This window comes from Rhodoferax sp. GW822-FHT02A01, assembly GCF_038784515.1.
Taxonomy (GTDB): Bacteria; Pseudomonadota; Gammaproteobacteria; order Burkholderiales; family Burkholderiaceae_C; genus Allorhodoferax.
The window spans coordinates 3,993,693-4,007,955 of sequence record NZ_CP152376.1 but is presented as its reverse complement, the minus strand read 5'-3'; the positions used below and the strand labels follow the sequence as shown (position 1 = coordinate 4,007,955).

Here is a 14,263-nt window from a genome sequence, read left to right as displayed (position 1 = left end):
GAATAATACGCCCGAAAACACGGCACTCCGACCGACAAAAGCGCAAGCTGTTGCCATGCCGCAAGGGCCGGTGATTCAAGCCGCAGCGTATTGCTGACGCAGCAGGTTCTTCTGAACCTTGCCCATGGCATTGCGGGGCAATTCAGCAACCAGCACGCAGCGCTTGGGAATCTTGAAATTGGCCAATGAGGCCTTGAGCTCCGCCAGAATCGCCGACGGCAATACCTGTGCTCCAGGCTTGGGAATGACAACTGCCACACCCACCTCGCCGAAGTCTGCATCCGGAACGCCTACCACGGCGCTCTCGGCCACGCCGGGCATGGCGTTGATATAGCCTTCGATCTCGGCCGGATAGACGTTGTAGCCGCCGCTGATGATCAGGTCCTTGCTGCGCCCGACGATGGTGACGTAGCCGTTTGCATCGATACGCCCCACGTCGCCGGTCTTGAAGAATCCGTCGGCCGTGAATTCCTCCGCGGTCTTCTCTGGCATGTTCCAGTAACCTTTGAAGACACTGGGGCCCTTGACCTGGATATGGCCTACTTCACCTGCAGGCAAGGCCGTACCGTCATCAGCCACCACGCGCAGATTCACGCCGGGCAGAGCCGGTCCCACAGTGCCGCCAATGCGCTCACCATCGTGGGGGAAATAAGGGTTGGAAGTCAGCATGACCGTCTCACTCATGCCGTAGCGCTCCAAAATGGTGTGGCCGGTACGGGCCTGCCAATCGGTAAAGGTTTCAATCAGCAGCGGCGCCGAACCCGAGATGAACAACCGCATGTTGCGCACGGCCTCGCGTTGCAGCCCGGGCTCACCCAACAAACGCACGTATAGCGTTGGAACACCCATGAACACCGTCGCCCGAGGAAAGTATTGCAGCGCCACACGGGGCTCAAACCGGGACAGCCAGATCATCTTGCTGCCATTGAGCAGTGCACCGTGTATGGCCACGAACAGACCATGCACATGGAAGATGGGCAAGGCGTGGATCAGCACATCACCGCCCTGGTCAGCGCTTCTCCAGCCCCAGACCTTTTGCAGCACACGCGCATTGCTCAGCAGGTTGCCGTGCGACAGCATGGCGCCCTTGCTGCGCCCGGTGGTGCCACTGGTGTAGATGATGGCAGCAAGGTCGTCCGCATGACACTGTGCCACCGCATGCTCACGCCCAAACTGTGCCGAGCGATCCAACAGCGAGCCGGTGCGGTCATCGTTGAGCGTAAAGACGTAACGTGTGCCCGCCTGAAAAGCCATCTTGCTGATCCAGCCGAAATTGCGGCCAGTGCATACCACCACCGCCGGCTTGGCGTCCCCGATGAAGTAGGCCATTTCCGCACTTTGGTACGCGGTATTGAGCGGCAGGTAGATCAAACCAGCACGCAAGGTCGCCAGGTACAGGATCAGGGCTTCCACCGACTTGTCAACCTGTGCGGCAATTCGTGCGCCAGCTGGCAAGTCCAGCGACTCCAACATATTGGCCACCATGGCCGTGGCCTCTTCCAGGTCTTGCCATGAATAGAGCAGACCGCTGTCCGTCTCAATGGCCACAGACTGCAGATCCGCAGGAACCCCCTGACGCAGGGCGGCAAACAAATTGGCGTTGGGTGAAGGTGTGCTCATAGCCATGTCGGGTGAAGATGTCTAGAAAAGCGGTTTGCGTTTGGCAATGAATGCGTCAATGCCTTCCCTGTGCTCGGCGCTTGGGGCATAACTGTAGGCATTGGATACCGGAGCGCCGGAGCGTAGTGCACGCAGCGTCTGTTTGTTCAGGCGGGCTGCTTGCGGTGCCAGACCTGCTACGCGCTGTAGCAGAGATTCGCAGGCTGCGTCCAGTTCATGCATCGGCAGCACATGGGTAAGGAACCCCTGTGCAGCCATGTGCGCCGCCGGAAAGACCTCGGCGGCAAGCAGCATCGCCCGTGCTGTCATTTCGCCTACTGCGGCGCTCACCAAGGCGGCTTCACGCGGTGCCATGGGAAAGCCCAAACGGGCAATCGGCGCGCCGAACTTGGCATCGTCTGCTGCCAGCCGCAGGTCACAGGCACTGGCGATCTCGACGCCAGCCCCCATGCAAACCCCGCTGATCCGGGCGACGACAGGCACGTCGCAAGCGAGCATGGCCGACAGGGCGCCCCACACGTCGTCTTCGTGAAAGGTCTGCAAGAGGGCTTCATCGAAGCGGAAGTCTGGATATTCGGCGATGTCCCCACCAGCACAAAAATGGCTGCCCGCTCCGCGAACCAGCACACAGCGCACGTCCGCATCCGCTTGCAAGATCTCGAACGCCTGCTTCAGTTCACGCCACATCGCGCGCGACATGGCATTGAGCTTGTCAGGGCTGTTGAGAATGACGGTGGCGATGGAGCCCTGACGCTCCAGACGGATACCAGATTGCATCAGGGTCACTCAGCGCGCGCTGGCCTTTCTGCCAAAGAAGACCCATAGGCCAGCGCCCACCGCAATCATGGGTACGCACAACCACTGGCCCATACTCATTCCGAAGGATAGAAGACCGAGGAAGGCATCCGGCTCCCGGAAGAACTCCGCAATGAAACGAAACACGCCGTAGCCGAAAAGAAAGGCCGCCGCCACACGGCCTTGCTGGGGCGCGGTACGGGCGTACCACCAGAGCAGCACGAACAGCAACAGCCCTTCCATCAGGAACTGGTAGATCTGCGAAGGGTGGCGCGGCATGTCACCGGCGCCCCGGAACACCATGCCCCACGGCAAAGACGGGTCAGCCACACGCCCCCACAATTCGCCGTTGATGAAATTGCCCACCCGGCCCGAGGCCAGACCGGTTGGCACACAAGGCGCCACAAAGTCCGCCACCTGCCAGAAGGGCTTTGCGCGCGAATGCGCAAACCAGACCATGGAGGCAACCACGCCCAGCATGCCGCCGTGAAAACTCATGCCGCCCTGCCACACGGCAAACACTTCCAATGGATGGCTGGCGTAATAGCCCGGTTTGTAGAACAGGCAGTAGCCAATACGGCCGCCGAGCACCACGCCCATCACACCGATGAAGAGAAAGTCCTCGATGTCCTTGCGGCTCCATGCAGCCGAGCCCGTCATGCTGGCATAGGGTTCGTGCCTGAGGCGTCTGCCCGCCAGGAACATGAAAAGGCCAAAGGCAACCAGATAGGTCAAGCCGTACCAATGCACGGCCAGCGGACCTATTTGAAGGGCTACGGGATCAATTTGTGGGTGTATCAACATGCACCGGATTGTGCACAAGCCGCAGCCGGGCTTTCCAGAAGTGTCGCCACGCGCTGCGTAAAACCGCAGTAAAGCTCAGTTCGAGGCATAAAACATCTGCTGATAATGCCTTCTGGCTGCAGACACGCGTAGCAGATAGTCCCGGGTTTCGGCGTACGGAAGGTTGGCACGCAGGTAGTCAAACAACTCATCGGGCTCCATGCCATTGGCCTTGGCCTGGGCTTCACCCAATTTGCTGGTGCTGCCAGTAAAGGCGCGGGACACATTGCCCGGCCCGGTGTTGTAGCCCGAGATCGCGCAGTACTCGCGTGACGGCATGTTGTTGACCCCCTTGGTCCAGTAGTCAAACAGCAGCATGCCCAGGTAGGTGGCGCCCAGCTCGATGTTGTTTTCGGGGTCCATCAGGTATTCCTTGGTCGGCTTGACCGATTCGCCCTTGGCCTTGCGGAAGGCCTCGACGCCACCACTCTTGGGAACCAGCTGCATCATGCCGTAGGCGTCTGCGGACGAAACCGCATTGGGATTGAACCGACTCTCCTGGTAGATGATGCCGAAGATGAGCGCAGGATCAACACCGGTCTTTTGCGCGTAGCGGTTCACCGCATCCAGAAACTTGGGGGCGATCCGGTCCGCAGTCGCGTAGTTGTTGGGGTCGGAGCGGTCACCGGCGCGTGCATCCGGACGCATGTCAGCCGGTTGGCCGGGCTTGACTGGCCCTTTGGGCGGCTTGCGGTTGAGCTTGGCTTCTGCCAGACGATCTGCCTCGGAGCCAATCATGTCGATCTGCACGTAGACCACATCCACCGGATTGCCACCCACCGAGATGCGACGGTTCTGCAGCTTGTTTGCCAACAGGTAATCGGCAAATCGTTCCACGTCTTCGCGGGTCTGCATGACCTTGCGGTTCTGGTCCAGCACAAGGCTTTGCAGGAAAGGCTGTCCATCCAGAATCACGTCGCTGTCCGAAAACACGTCTGCGGACTTGGGATCTTCGGGGGTGAGCAACGCAACCACGACCGCATTGCGGACTTTGAATGCAGCCCGTGGTTCCTGGATGTGCTCGATGCGGATGGTGGATTTTTCATAGTCCACCACGATGCGGTTCTTGTACTGCTCGGTGTACTTCACGTACTTCTTGGGACTGGGCAAGGTTTGCGCTTCCTCGCTGCCCCACTGCTTCTCGCTCTCCTCCCGGACGTTGCCAAACAGCTTGGCCAATTCCTGGCGCAACCGGTCGAAATCAGCCAACAACTGCCTGGGGTCCCGCTTGTAGGAGTCGACCTTGTTTTCAGCCATGCTGGTCAGCATGGCCTTGGGGTCTTTTGACAGGGCCAGATTGATCGCGTGCTGTGTGAGCTGCTCTGTAGAGCATGCTGCCAGTACCAAGCTGGCACCGACCACGGCCAGCCACGCTTTGTTTTTCATGCCTCTCCCCCTGATGACAACCACCCTCCCTAAGGTGGAAGCCTTGACTTTATCTTGAGCCGTCCGAATGCACCAGCCAGGCGGCTTTGCCTATTTGCGCTTGCGGCTTTTGCTCAGGGTGCCTATGTTTTCCCGGTTCGCATCAATGCGATCATTCTTGCGTTTGATCTCTTTTTCCATCGCCCGCTTCTTGGTATAGCCGGACGAGTCTGCCCAACTCCACCACGCTACGGCCAACGCAAAAGGCGACAGCACCCACCACCAGGAGAGATTGGCCACCGGGCCGAACTCCATGTATTTCATGACCAACAACACCAGTCCTAAGCCGACAAAATACATGGGGTCCTCCTAATCTTTCCATTCGACCGACAACACAGCAGGCAGCCGTTTGCGTCTCTACAATGCGATGGACTGACTGTAATGCAATCCAAGGGAAAACATGAAACGCTTTGGCACCCAAATGTTACTTGCCGCCGCTTGTGTGCTGCCAGCTGCGCCCGCGCTGGCAGACCTTGCCTTGGCCACGTCCAAGAATTGCATGAGCTGCCACAACATTGACAAAAAGGTGGTTGGCCCCGCCTACAAGGACGTCGCAGCCAAGTACAAGGGTGACAAGGCGGCTGCGGCGCGCCTCGCTACCAAAATCATGGAGGGCGGTGGCGGCGTTTGGGGTGTGGTGAAGATGCCGTCCAATCCCCAGGTCAATGAAGCCGAAGCCAAGAAGCTGGCCGCCTGGGTGCTGAGCCAGTAGCCTTCACCGCTTCCAGCACAAACAAAAAAGCCGCCCGAGGGTGGCTTTTTCATTGCCTTTGCACGCGATCAGTAGGTTTGTCCCAGCTGATCCAGAATGGCCGGATTTTCCAGCGTGGAAGTATCTTGCGTGATGGCTTCGCCCTTGGCGATGGAGCGCAGCAGGCGACGCATGATCTTGCCGGAACGGGTCTTGGGCAGGTTTTCACCAAAACGGATGTCCTTGGGCTTGGCGATCGGGCCGATTTCCTTGCCCACATGGTCGCGCAGTTGCTTGGCGATGGCCTTGGCCTCGTCGCCCATGGGCAGCGGACGCTTGAGCACCACGAAGGCGCAGACGGCCTCACCAGTCGTGTCATCAGGACGGCCGACCACAGCCGCTTCGGCCACCAGCTCGGTGCAGCTCACCAAGGCGGATTCAATTTCCATGGTACCCATGCGGTGGCCAGAGACGTTCAACACGTCGTCAATGCGACCGGTGATGGTGAAGTAGCCTGTCTTTTCATCGCGAATGGCGCCATCGCCAGCCAGGTAATACTTGCCCTTGAAATCGTCCGGGTAGTAGCTCTTCTTGAACCGCTCCGGGTCACCCCAGATAGTGCGGATCATGGAGGGCCAAGGCTTCTTGACGACCAGAATGCCACCCTGACCATTGGGCACGTCCTTGCCGGTCTCGTCCACGATGGCGGCCTGGATGCCGGGGAATGGCAGCGTGCATGAGCCAGGAACCATGGGGGTGGCACCGGGCATAGGGGTGATCATGTGGCCACCGGTTTCGGTCTGCCAGAAGGTATCCACGATGGGGCACTTGCTGCCGCCCACGTGCTTGTAGTACCACTCCCAGGCGGCCGGGTTGATGGGTTCGCCGACAGAGCCGAGCAGGCGCAGGCTGGACAAGTCGTAGCTCTTGGGGTGCACAGAGTCCTTGGCTTCTGCCGCCTTGATCAGGGAACGAATGGCAGTCGGCGCGGTGTAGAACACGGTGCACTTGTGGTCCTGGATCATCTTCCAGAAGCGGCCTGCGTCCGGATAGGTGGGCACGCCTTCAAACACGATTTCCGTACCGCCAAGTGCCAATGGGCCATAGGTGATGTAGGTATGGCCGGTAACCCAGCCGATATCGGCGGTACACCAGAACACGTCGTCGGCCTTCAGGTCAAACGTCCACTTGGTGGTGAGCGCTGCGTGCAGCAGGTAGCCGCCGGTGCTGTGCTGAACGCCCTTGGGCTTACCGGTGGAGCCGGATGTGTAAAGCAGGAACAGCGGATGCTCGGCTTCGACCCATTCCGGTTCACAGGTGGTGGACTGCCCCTTGATCACGTCATCCAGCCATTGGTCACGGCCGGCGGTCATGGCGATTTCTGAGCCGCTACGCTTGACCACAACGACGTTCTTGACGGAATCGCAGCCACCCAGGGTCAATGCCTCGTCCACGATGGACTTCAGGGGAAGCTGCTTGCCACCGCGCACCTGATGGTCCGCCGTAATGATGGCCACCGCGCCGGTGTCTTCCACGCGGTCACGCAGGGACTGGGCCGAGAAGCCGCCAAACACCACGGAGTGGGTCGCACCGATACGGGCGCAAGCCTGCATGGCCGCTACGCCCTCGATGGACATGGAGATGTAGATGACCACGCGGTCACCCTTCTTGATGCCCAGGGACTTCAGGCCATTGGCAATCTGGCTGGTCTTGTCCAGCAGTTGCTTGTAGGTGATCTTGGTGACTTCGCCACCGTCGGCTTCGAAGATGATGGCAGTCTTGTCGCCCAGGCCCTTTTCCACATTGCGGTCCAGGCAGTTATACGAGGCGTTGAGCTTGCCGTCGGCAAACCACTTGAAGAACGGCGCATTGCTTTCGTCCAGCACTTGGGTGAAAGGCACCTTCCAGCTCAGCAACTCCTTGGCCAGGCGGCTCCAATAGCCCTCGTAGTCAGTCTCCGCCTCCTTGCACAGGGCGTCATAGGCCGCCATGCTGGGAATGGCGGCGTTCTTGACGAATTCCGCGTTGGGCAAGTAGACGGGCAATACGCTTGCGCCTTCGGTTGTTGTGCTCATTTGGGTTGTCTCCTCGGTTGATTCAAAACTGGGCGGATGTTGGTGCCAAGCACTTACAAATCACTGACTCCATGCACTGCAATGACCTGCGTCAGCCAGCAGTGAGGTGGATTGGCTAAACTTGCAGGCTGATTGCAACTCCCCCTCTACGGTATTTCTACCATGACCACCTCCATCCGCCAAGCTGACCTGATCGAATCCGTCTCTGCTGCACTGCAGTACATCAGCTACTACCACCCGGCCGACTACATTGCTCACCTCGCCCGCGCCTACGATCGCGAACAGAGCCCGGCTGCCAAGGATGCCATCGCGCAGATTCTCACCAACAGCAAGATGAGCGCCACCGGACACCGCCCCATCTGCCAGGACACCGGCATCGTTAACGTGTTCCTCAAGGTGGGTATGGACGTGCGCTGGGAGGGCTTTACGGGCAGCCTGGATGACGCCATCAATGAAGGGGTACGCCGTGGCTACAACCATCCCGATAACACTTTGCGCGCCAGCGTGGTCGCCGACCCTGAATTCCTGCGCAAGAACACCAAGGACAATACGCCTGCGGTGATCTTTACCGAAATCGTCCCCGGCAACACCGTAGAAGTAACCGTGGCTGCCAAGGGGGGTGGCTCGGAAAACAAGAGCAAGATGATCATGCTCAACCCAGGTGACTCGGTGGTGGACTGGGTACTGAAGACAGTGCCGACCATGGGTGCCGGCTGGTGCCCGCCCGGCATGCTGGGCATCGGCATTGGGGGCACCGCTGAAAAGGCCGTTCTGATGGCCAAGGAAAGCCTGATGGACGATCTGGACATGTACGAGCTGCAGGCCAAGTCTTCCAGCGGCGCCGCTTTGACCCAGACCGAAGCGTTGCGTCTGGAACTGTTTGAGAAAGTCAATGCACTGGGCATTGGTGCGCAAGGCCTGGGCGGCCTGACCACGGTGCTGGATGTCAAGATCAAGATGTACCCGACACACGCCGCCAGCAAGCCCGTGGCCATGATCCCCAACTGCGCGGCTACCCGCCACGCCCACTTTGTGCTCGACGGATCCGGCCCCGTCTACATCGATCCGCCCAGCCTGGACCTGTGGCCCAACGTCAACTGGACGCCTGACTACGTCAAGAGCAAGAAGGTGGACCTCAACACCCTGACCAAGGCGGAGGTCGCCAGTTGGAAGCCGGGCGACACACTGTTGCTGAACGGCAAGATGCTTACTGGTCGCGATGCCGCGCACAAACGCATCCAGGGCATGCTGGCCAAGGGCGAGAAATTGCCGGTGGACTTTACCAACCGTGTCATTTATTACGTGGGACCGGTCGATCCTGTTGCCGGAGAGGCCGTAGGCCCCGCCGGCCCCACCACCGCTACCCGTATGGACGGCTTCACCGAAATGATGCTGGCACAAACTGGCCTGATTGCCATGGTCGGCAAGGCCGAGCGCGGTCCTGTCGCCATCGAAGCCATCAAGAAGCACCAAAGTGCCTATCTGATGGCTGTGGGCGGAGCTGCATATCTGGTCAGCAAAGCCATCAAGCATGCAAGGGTTGTAGGTTTTGAAGACCTGGGCATGGAAGCCATCTACGAATTCGACGTGGTGGACATGCCGGTCACTGTGGCAGTGGATGCCGGCGGCACCAGCGCCCACATCACCGGACCAGCCGAGTGGCAAAAGAAGATCGCCACCGGAGAGTTCAAGAGCATTCCGGTAACTTCTGCCTGAGACCTTTGGAACGCAACGTGGTTGACCGTCGCCCCATCGGCGTCTTCGACAGTGGCGTAGGTGGTCTGAGCGTACTGCGCGCGCTTCAGGCCGAAATGCCTCAGGAAAACTATGTGTACGTGGCAGACAACGGCCATGCACCTTACGGCGAACGCGATGATGAGCATGTGTTGAAGCGTTCACATGCCATCACCGACTACCTTATCGCCCAGCACGATATCAAGGCTCTGGTCGTCGCCTGCAATACAGCGACGGCTGCTGCAATTCACTTGATTCGTGCAGCCTACACGCAGATCCCCATCGTGGGCATCGAGCCTGCACTCAAACCTGCTGCCGCCCAGAGCAAGACCGGATTGGTCGGTGTCATGGCGACACGCAGCACCCTCAACAGTGAGAAATTCCACAAGCTGCTGGAGAGTTTGCACGGTGCAGCAACCTTTGTGCTGCAACCGTGCGACGGGCTCGCCATATCGATTGAGCGATCTGATACGCAACGGATCAAGGCGCTCTGCAAGGAGTACACGGCTGCCATGGGGGCGTTTGGATGTGCAACAGGTGAAATAGATACGCTGGTGTTGGGTTGTACCCATTTCACCTTTGCGTCTCAGGAGTTGATCGCTTTGATTGGGCCGGATGTCACCTTGCTGGAAGGCGGCGCTCCAGTCGCTCGGCAAACCCGGCGTCTGCTAGAAAAGCCATTGCAAGCCGCCGACATTTCGTCATCTGGCAACGAAATATCAAACAACCCTACGATCCAGTTCTATTCCACCGGAGACACCCTTCTTATGGACTCCGCGGTACGGCGCTGGCTTGGCAGCGAAAGCAAGACACAACCGCTCTCTGTCGGCTAATGCACTGTGCACGGCCCTCTCCGGTTGCCGTGAAATTGGTCAAGCAGCCAGACTATCGACCATTTGGCGCGGCCAGATGCGCGCCCACAAGCGCTCAACCTCCGAATTACCCCGCAAGGCGGCTAGGCGCGGATCATCCCTTGACCATGCGAACTGGGGAACGCCGCGCTCGCATGCATCTTGCAACAATGCAATGGCCTTCTCCGGCTCACCCAGGGCGAGGTAAACAGGTGCAATGGACGCTGAGGGTTGCGGCAGGTTGGATTTTTCAATGGCACCCAGTACATCCCAGGCCTCTTCGTGACGCCCCGCGTATGCCAGCGCGTACGCTAGCGGCGTATGCATCAGCGGTGTGTGGGGGGCCAGTTCCATCGCCCGCCAGCCAAAGGAGACAGCCTCATCGTGCATCCCGTTTACGGATGCCAGAATGGACGCAATGCCCTGTGAGTTGTCAACCGTCGGAAAACGTTTAGCCAGATCGAGTGCCACTTGCAAGGCTTCCGCATTGTTTCCTGAAAACATGAGATAGAGCGCCAAAATCGAATTCACCGCATGGCTCACTGAATTGAGCTCCAGCGCGCGGCGCATCATCGTTACTGATTCCTCATGCCGCCCGGCTGCCTGCAGTACCCAGCCCCTGAACATATTGCTCACCCAGAAATCCGGATCAATGGCCATGGCGCGGTCCAGATCCTCCATTCCACGCTCACAGTCGCGATCTATCATCACCCGTACCCATCCCTGAATCGCCAAAGCAGACGTGGACTGGGGATCAATATTCAACGCGGTCTTGGTGGCCTCTTTGGCCAGCCAACCCGCTTCGCGTGGAGGGCGCAGGGAGCGCAAGGCCTGCACAATGCGGATTTCAGCCAAGGTGGCCCATGCCGCCGCAAAGGACGGATCCAGGTTGATGGCCAAGCGTACGGCATTGGCTGCGGCATCAATATCTTCCACCGATTGCCGGGCCAGAAACTCCCGCGCACTCATGAGCGCAGTGATTGCGCCAGGGCGGGCCGAATGTGTCAGTGCGTTCAGTGAAGAAGACTCTTTCATTGTTGTCTCACGGATGGCTGCAGTGATCCGAAATCCCGAGTTGTATATGGTCTCAACCACCTCGGGCCCACCCGAGGACTGCATGGCCACCCTTAACCGGTAGACGGTGCGGGAAACACTTTCATCAGATGTCTCATTGGTACCCCACACCTTGATCATCACCTCTTCCTTGCGTACGATTTTTCCGCGTGCCTCCAACAGGGTATGCAACAGGCCCTTTTCCTTGGGGGGAAGATGGATCGGTTGTCCGTCGCAGACCAACCCGGCATGCAGGTCGAATGTGTAATTTGCGAATTTGTACAAAATGGTCATAGTTCCGCAAAGCGCTGTCGCTTCCCCGCTTGTGAATTGTCTGAAGTGCAGAACCGGTAAGGCGCGACACCTGTCTCGGTTCTTCGGTTCGGAACTATCGCGCGCCTTGGTTGTTTTGGGAGGCTTCTTTGTACTGACGCGAACAATTGCGGCAATTTCTGTACAAACGACGTCAGATTCTTCGACGAATTACCACTGTCAATGATTCATATTGATTCAGCGTCGGGGGCTTTTTCGGCACATTTGATCGACTCTCCAGCGCCAAACCAGTCAATTTCTGAAAATTTGATGAGTGGACTGAAAATGCTACAGCGAACCTTCTGTGTAAGCGCGCGGCCAACCCATGTTGACCGCTGAGAGCTGCCGCGGTAGTCCGTCAGGTGGTAGTGGATTGCCAGCGATGCGGCAATAGCTCGCCGATCTGGCTGGCCCGTTGTGTAGGCAGCCGGGTGAGCACATCTTTCAGGTACGCATAGGGATCATGCCCATTCATGCGTGCTGACTGGATCAGGCTCATGACTGCCGCAGCCCGTTGGCCTGCGCGCAGACTCCCGGCAAACAACCAGTTGTTGCGGCCAATGGCAATGGGGCGGATTTGGTTCTCGATCCAGTTGTTATCCGCGGGAAGCCGTCCGTCATCGACGAACCGGGTGAGCGCCTCCCATCGCCGCAAGCTGTAGTCCAATGCTTTGGCGGTGGCTGAACTGGCGTGCACCTTCTGGCGCTGCAAGCCCATCCATTCATGCAAGGCATCGAGCACGGGCTTGGCCTTTTGTTGGCGGATGCGCTGGCGTTCCATTGCATCCAATTCCTTGACCTCGCGCTCGATCTCGTAGACCAGTGCAAACTGTGCCAGCGCAAACTCGGCGATATAGCTCTTGCTGGCGGCGTGCAGATCGAAGAACTTGCGCCGCGCATGGGCCAGACACCCCACCTCCGTCACACCGCTGGCGATCAGTGCTTTGTAGCCGCTGAAATCATCGCAGGTGAGACTTCCGCGCCAGTCCTCCAGGAACTTGCGTGCATGCTCGCCAGCCCTGGACTCGCAGAAGTCATACACCACGGCCCTCATGTCCTCGAAGGCTCCGGGCGCATAAGCCCATAGGTAGGCGCGATGCGTCTTGCCATCGCCTGGCTTGAGCATCGACACTGGCGTTTCATCAGCATGCAGTACACGATGTTGCAGCATCTCAGCCTTCAGTGCATCGACCAGGGGCTGCAGGCGCACGCCACAAGTTCCCACCCATTGCGCCAGAGTGGAGCGCGGGATGGCCAAACCGGCCCGACCGAAGATGCTCTCTTGGCGGTACAGCGGCAGATGGTCCGCGTACTTGGCCACCAGCACCTTGGCCAGCAGTCCGGCGGTGGGGATACCCTTGTCGATAACGTGCGCTTCGATCGGCGCCTGGGTGATGGTCTCGCACTTGGCACATGCCCACTTGCCGCGCACATGACGCTCCACGGTAAAGACGCCGGGCACATAGTCCAGCTTCTCCGCTACGTCCTCGCCAATGCGCTTGAGCTGGCAGCCACATTGACACGTGGTGGAGTCGGGTTCATGGCGAATCTCCCGGCGTGGCAGGTTGACCGGCAACGGTTGGCGTTTGGCCTGCCGCTTGTCCTGCGCAGGAGATACCGGCAGGCTTAGCTGCTCAATCTCTGCGGCCACGGCTGCCAGGTCCGCATCGATCTCGTCTTCGAGCAGGCTGCGCTGATCGGCGCTGAAGCGTTCAGACTGGGCGGCGAATTTCATGCGCTTGAGCAGCGCGTTCTCGTAGGTGAGTTTTTCGTTGAGGGCCTGGCTGTGGCGCAGTTCCGTGAGCAGTCGGGCTGTCATCGCGCGCAACTGCTCGGCGTTCAGGTTCTCCAGGGATTGCGGCTCCACCACCATGACCACGACTGTGCCAGAGTCGCTGTGTGCAGGCCATTGGCGCATGCCCCAATTGGCAGGTAGGGCCTATGCCGCCCGCGATCACACCACGGTAATGGCGCCGGCCTGTCCCACGCGTTTCCAGGGTAGGCCCAGCACCAAGGCATCGAGCTGGACTCGGTCCAGACTGCAGTGGGTGTCGCAGTCAGATGCCCATATGAACTTGCCCTGGTGTAGCCGGCGTGCAGCCAGCCAGATGCCAATGCCGTCATGCACCAGGATCTTGAGCCGGGTGGCGCGCTTGTTGGCGAACACATAGGCATGGTGAGGCTGTGCGGCACCGAAGACAGCGATCACGCGGGCCAGCGCTGTATCGGTTCCAGCGCGCATGTCCAGCGGTGCAGTCGCCAGCCAGACTGAGTCGATGCGGATCAACGCAGCAACTCACGCAGCACTTGTGCACATTGCGCAGCGCCCGTAAGTGGCCAGCGCACGCTCACGGTGGCACCGCCGCGCTGGATTTCAATGTGGATGGTCTCACCGGTGTGAGCAGGCTGCGGTGCCTCTGGTAGGTGCTTCATCGCTATGGCATCCGCATTGCCTGCCCCTGAAAGCTGCAGCGGCACGAAGGTTGCTGCCGTCTGTTGCAGCTCGGTCAGCACCCTGCGTTGGCGCTCCTCGCGTATCCAGCGGTGCACCATGTTCGGGTTGATGCCATGGCCCAGCGCAATGCCCGCCAGGGATGCGCCTGGCTGGCGACACTGCTCCAACACCGATGCCTTGAATTCCACGCTGTACTCGCGCCGCTTGAGGCGCTGCACTGTCGACACTTGATCCATAGTCTCCACGATCTCCTTCGTGGGGACGATGCCTGATCACCAAGGTCGATTCAATATGGGATGGCCGGACGCTTACCCTTCTGTGGCTATATGCGGTGCTGAATGGGGAGATTTGTGCCCGTAGATCCAACGCCTGGCGTTTGCAGTACACATTGGGAGGTGACAGAGAGCAT

General features: G+C 59.3%; 13 protein-coding genes. 3 read left to right on the top strand and 10 right to left on the bottom strand.

Annotated features, from left to right (window positions below):
- Nucleotides 1–75 precede the first annotated feature (75 nt).
- The 5 genes from AAGF34_RS19085 to AAGF34_RS19065 all read right to left on the bottom strand — a co-directional run bounded on the left by AAGF34_RS19085 (nucleotide 76) and on the right by AAGF34_RS19065 (nucleotide 4,983).
- Nucleotides 76–1,620: a malonyl-CoA synthase gene (locus tag AAGF34_RS19085; protein WP_342617286.1), complete on the bottom strand. Its 1,545-nt coding sequence runs from the start codon at nucleotides 1,618–1,620 to the stop codon at nucleotides 76–78.
- Nucleotides 1,621–1,641: 21 nt separating this feature from the next.
- Complete coding sequence (locus AAGF34_RS19080) at nucleotides 1,642–2,397, bottom strand: enoyl-CoA hydratase/isomerase family protein (RefSeq protein WP_342617285.1); 756 nt, start codon at nucleotides 2,395–2,397, stop codon at nucleotides 1,642–1,644.
- Nucleotides 2,398–2,406: 9 nt separating this feature from the next.
- Nucleotides 2,407–3,219: a prolipoprotein diacylglyceryl transferase gene (gene lgt, locus AAGF34_RS19075; protein WP_342617284.1), complete on the bottom strand. Its 813-nt coding sequence runs from the start codon at nucleotides 3,217–3,219 to the stop codon at nucleotides 2,407–2,409.
- Between the two features lie 75 nt (nucleotides 3,220–3,294).
- The gene (locus tag AAGF34_RS19070) at nucleotides 3,295–4,644 is read right to left on the bottom strand and encodes a murein transglycosylase domain-containing protein (protein WP_342617283.1); all 1,350 of its coding nucleotides are present in this window, start codon (nucleotides 4,642–4,644) and stop codon (nucleotides 3,295–3,297) included.
- A 90-nt stretch (nucleotides 4,645–4,734) separates the two neighbouring features.
- The gene (locus tag AAGF34_RS19065; protein WP_342617282.1) at nucleotides 4,735–4,983 is read right to left on the bottom strand and encodes a TIGR04438 family Trp-rich protein; all 249 of its coding nucleotides are present in this window, start codon (nucleotides 4,981–4,983) and stop codon (nucleotides 4,735–4,737) included.
- Nucleotides 4,984–5,083: 100 nt separating this feature from the next.
- On the opposite strand from AAGF34_RS19065, the gene AAGF34_RS19060 reads away from it, so the two are divergent.
- The gene (locus AAGF34_RS19060; protein ID WP_342617281.1) at nucleotides 5,084–5,395 is read left to right on the top strand and encodes a c-type cytochrome; all 312 of its coding nucleotides are present in this window, start codon (nucleotides 5,084–5,086) and stop codon (nucleotides 5,393–5,395) included.
- Between the two features lie 68 nt (nucleotides 5,396–5,463).
- Here the strand turns inward: AAGF34_RS19060 and acs are convergent, their stop codons facing one another.
- On the bottom strand, nucleotides 5,464–7,365 hold the full coding sequence (gene acs / locus AAGF34_RS19055; protein ID WP_342621139.1) for an acetate--CoA ligase: 1,902 nt from the start codon (nucleotides 7,363–7,365) through the stop codon (nucleotides 5,464–5,466).
- 246 nt (nucleotides 7,366–7,611) lie between these two features.
- Between acs and AAGF34_RS19050 the strand changes: the two genes are divergently transcribed.
- Nucleotides 7,612–9,165 carry a fumarate hydratase gene (locus AAGF34_RS19050; RefSeq protein ID WP_342617280.1) on the top strand — a complete coding sequence of 518 codons (1,554 nt, stop codon included), beginning with the start codon at nucleotides 7,612–7,614 and terminating at the stop codon, nucleotides 9,163–9,165.
- A 17-nt stretch (nucleotides 9,166–9,182) separates the two neighbouring features.
- Nucleotides 9,183–10,016: a glutamate racemase gene (gene murI, locus AAGF34_RS19045; RefSeq protein WP_342621138.1), complete on the top strand. Its 834-nt coding sequence runs from the start codon at nucleotides 9,183–9,185 to the stop codon at nucleotides 10,014–10,016.
- Between the two features lie 39 nt (nucleotides 10,017–10,055).
- Here the strand turns inward: murI and AAGF34_RS19040 are convergent, their stop codons facing one another.
- The 4 genes from AAGF34_RS19040 to AAGF34_RS19025 form a co-directional block, all read right to left on the bottom strand.
- On the bottom strand, nucleotides 10,056–11,279 hold the full coding sequence (locus tag AAGF34_RS19040) for a winged helix-turn-helix domain-containing protein (RefSeq protein WP_342617279.1): 1,224 nt from the start codon (nucleotides 11,277–11,279) through the stop codon (nucleotides 10,056–10,058).
- 478 nt (nucleotides 11,280–11,757) lie between these two features.
- Complete coding sequence (locus tag AAGF34_RS19035; RefSeq protein WP_342621033.1) at nucleotides 11,758–13,272, bottom strand: IS66 family transposase; 1,515 nt, start codon at nucleotides 13,270–13,272, stop codon at nucleotides 11,758–11,760.
- Between the two features lie 81 nt (nucleotides 13,273–13,353).
- The gene (gene tnpB / locus AAGF34_RS19030; protein WP_342616766.1) at nucleotides 13,354–13,686 is read right to left on the bottom strand and encodes an IS66 family insertion sequence element accessory protein TnpB; all 333 of its coding nucleotides are present in this window, start codon (nucleotides 13,684–13,686) and stop codon (nucleotides 13,354–13,356) included.
- On the bottom strand, nucleotides 13,683–14,090 hold the full coding sequence (locus AAGF34_RS19025) for a transposase (RefSeq protein ID WP_342616765.1): 408 nt from the start codon (nucleotides 14,088–14,090) through the stop codon (nucleotides 13,683–13,685). The genes tnpB and AAGF34_RS19025 overlap by 4 nt, the downstream gene beginning before the upstream one ends.
- Between the last annotated feature and the right edge of the window lie 173 nt (nucleotides 14,091–14,263).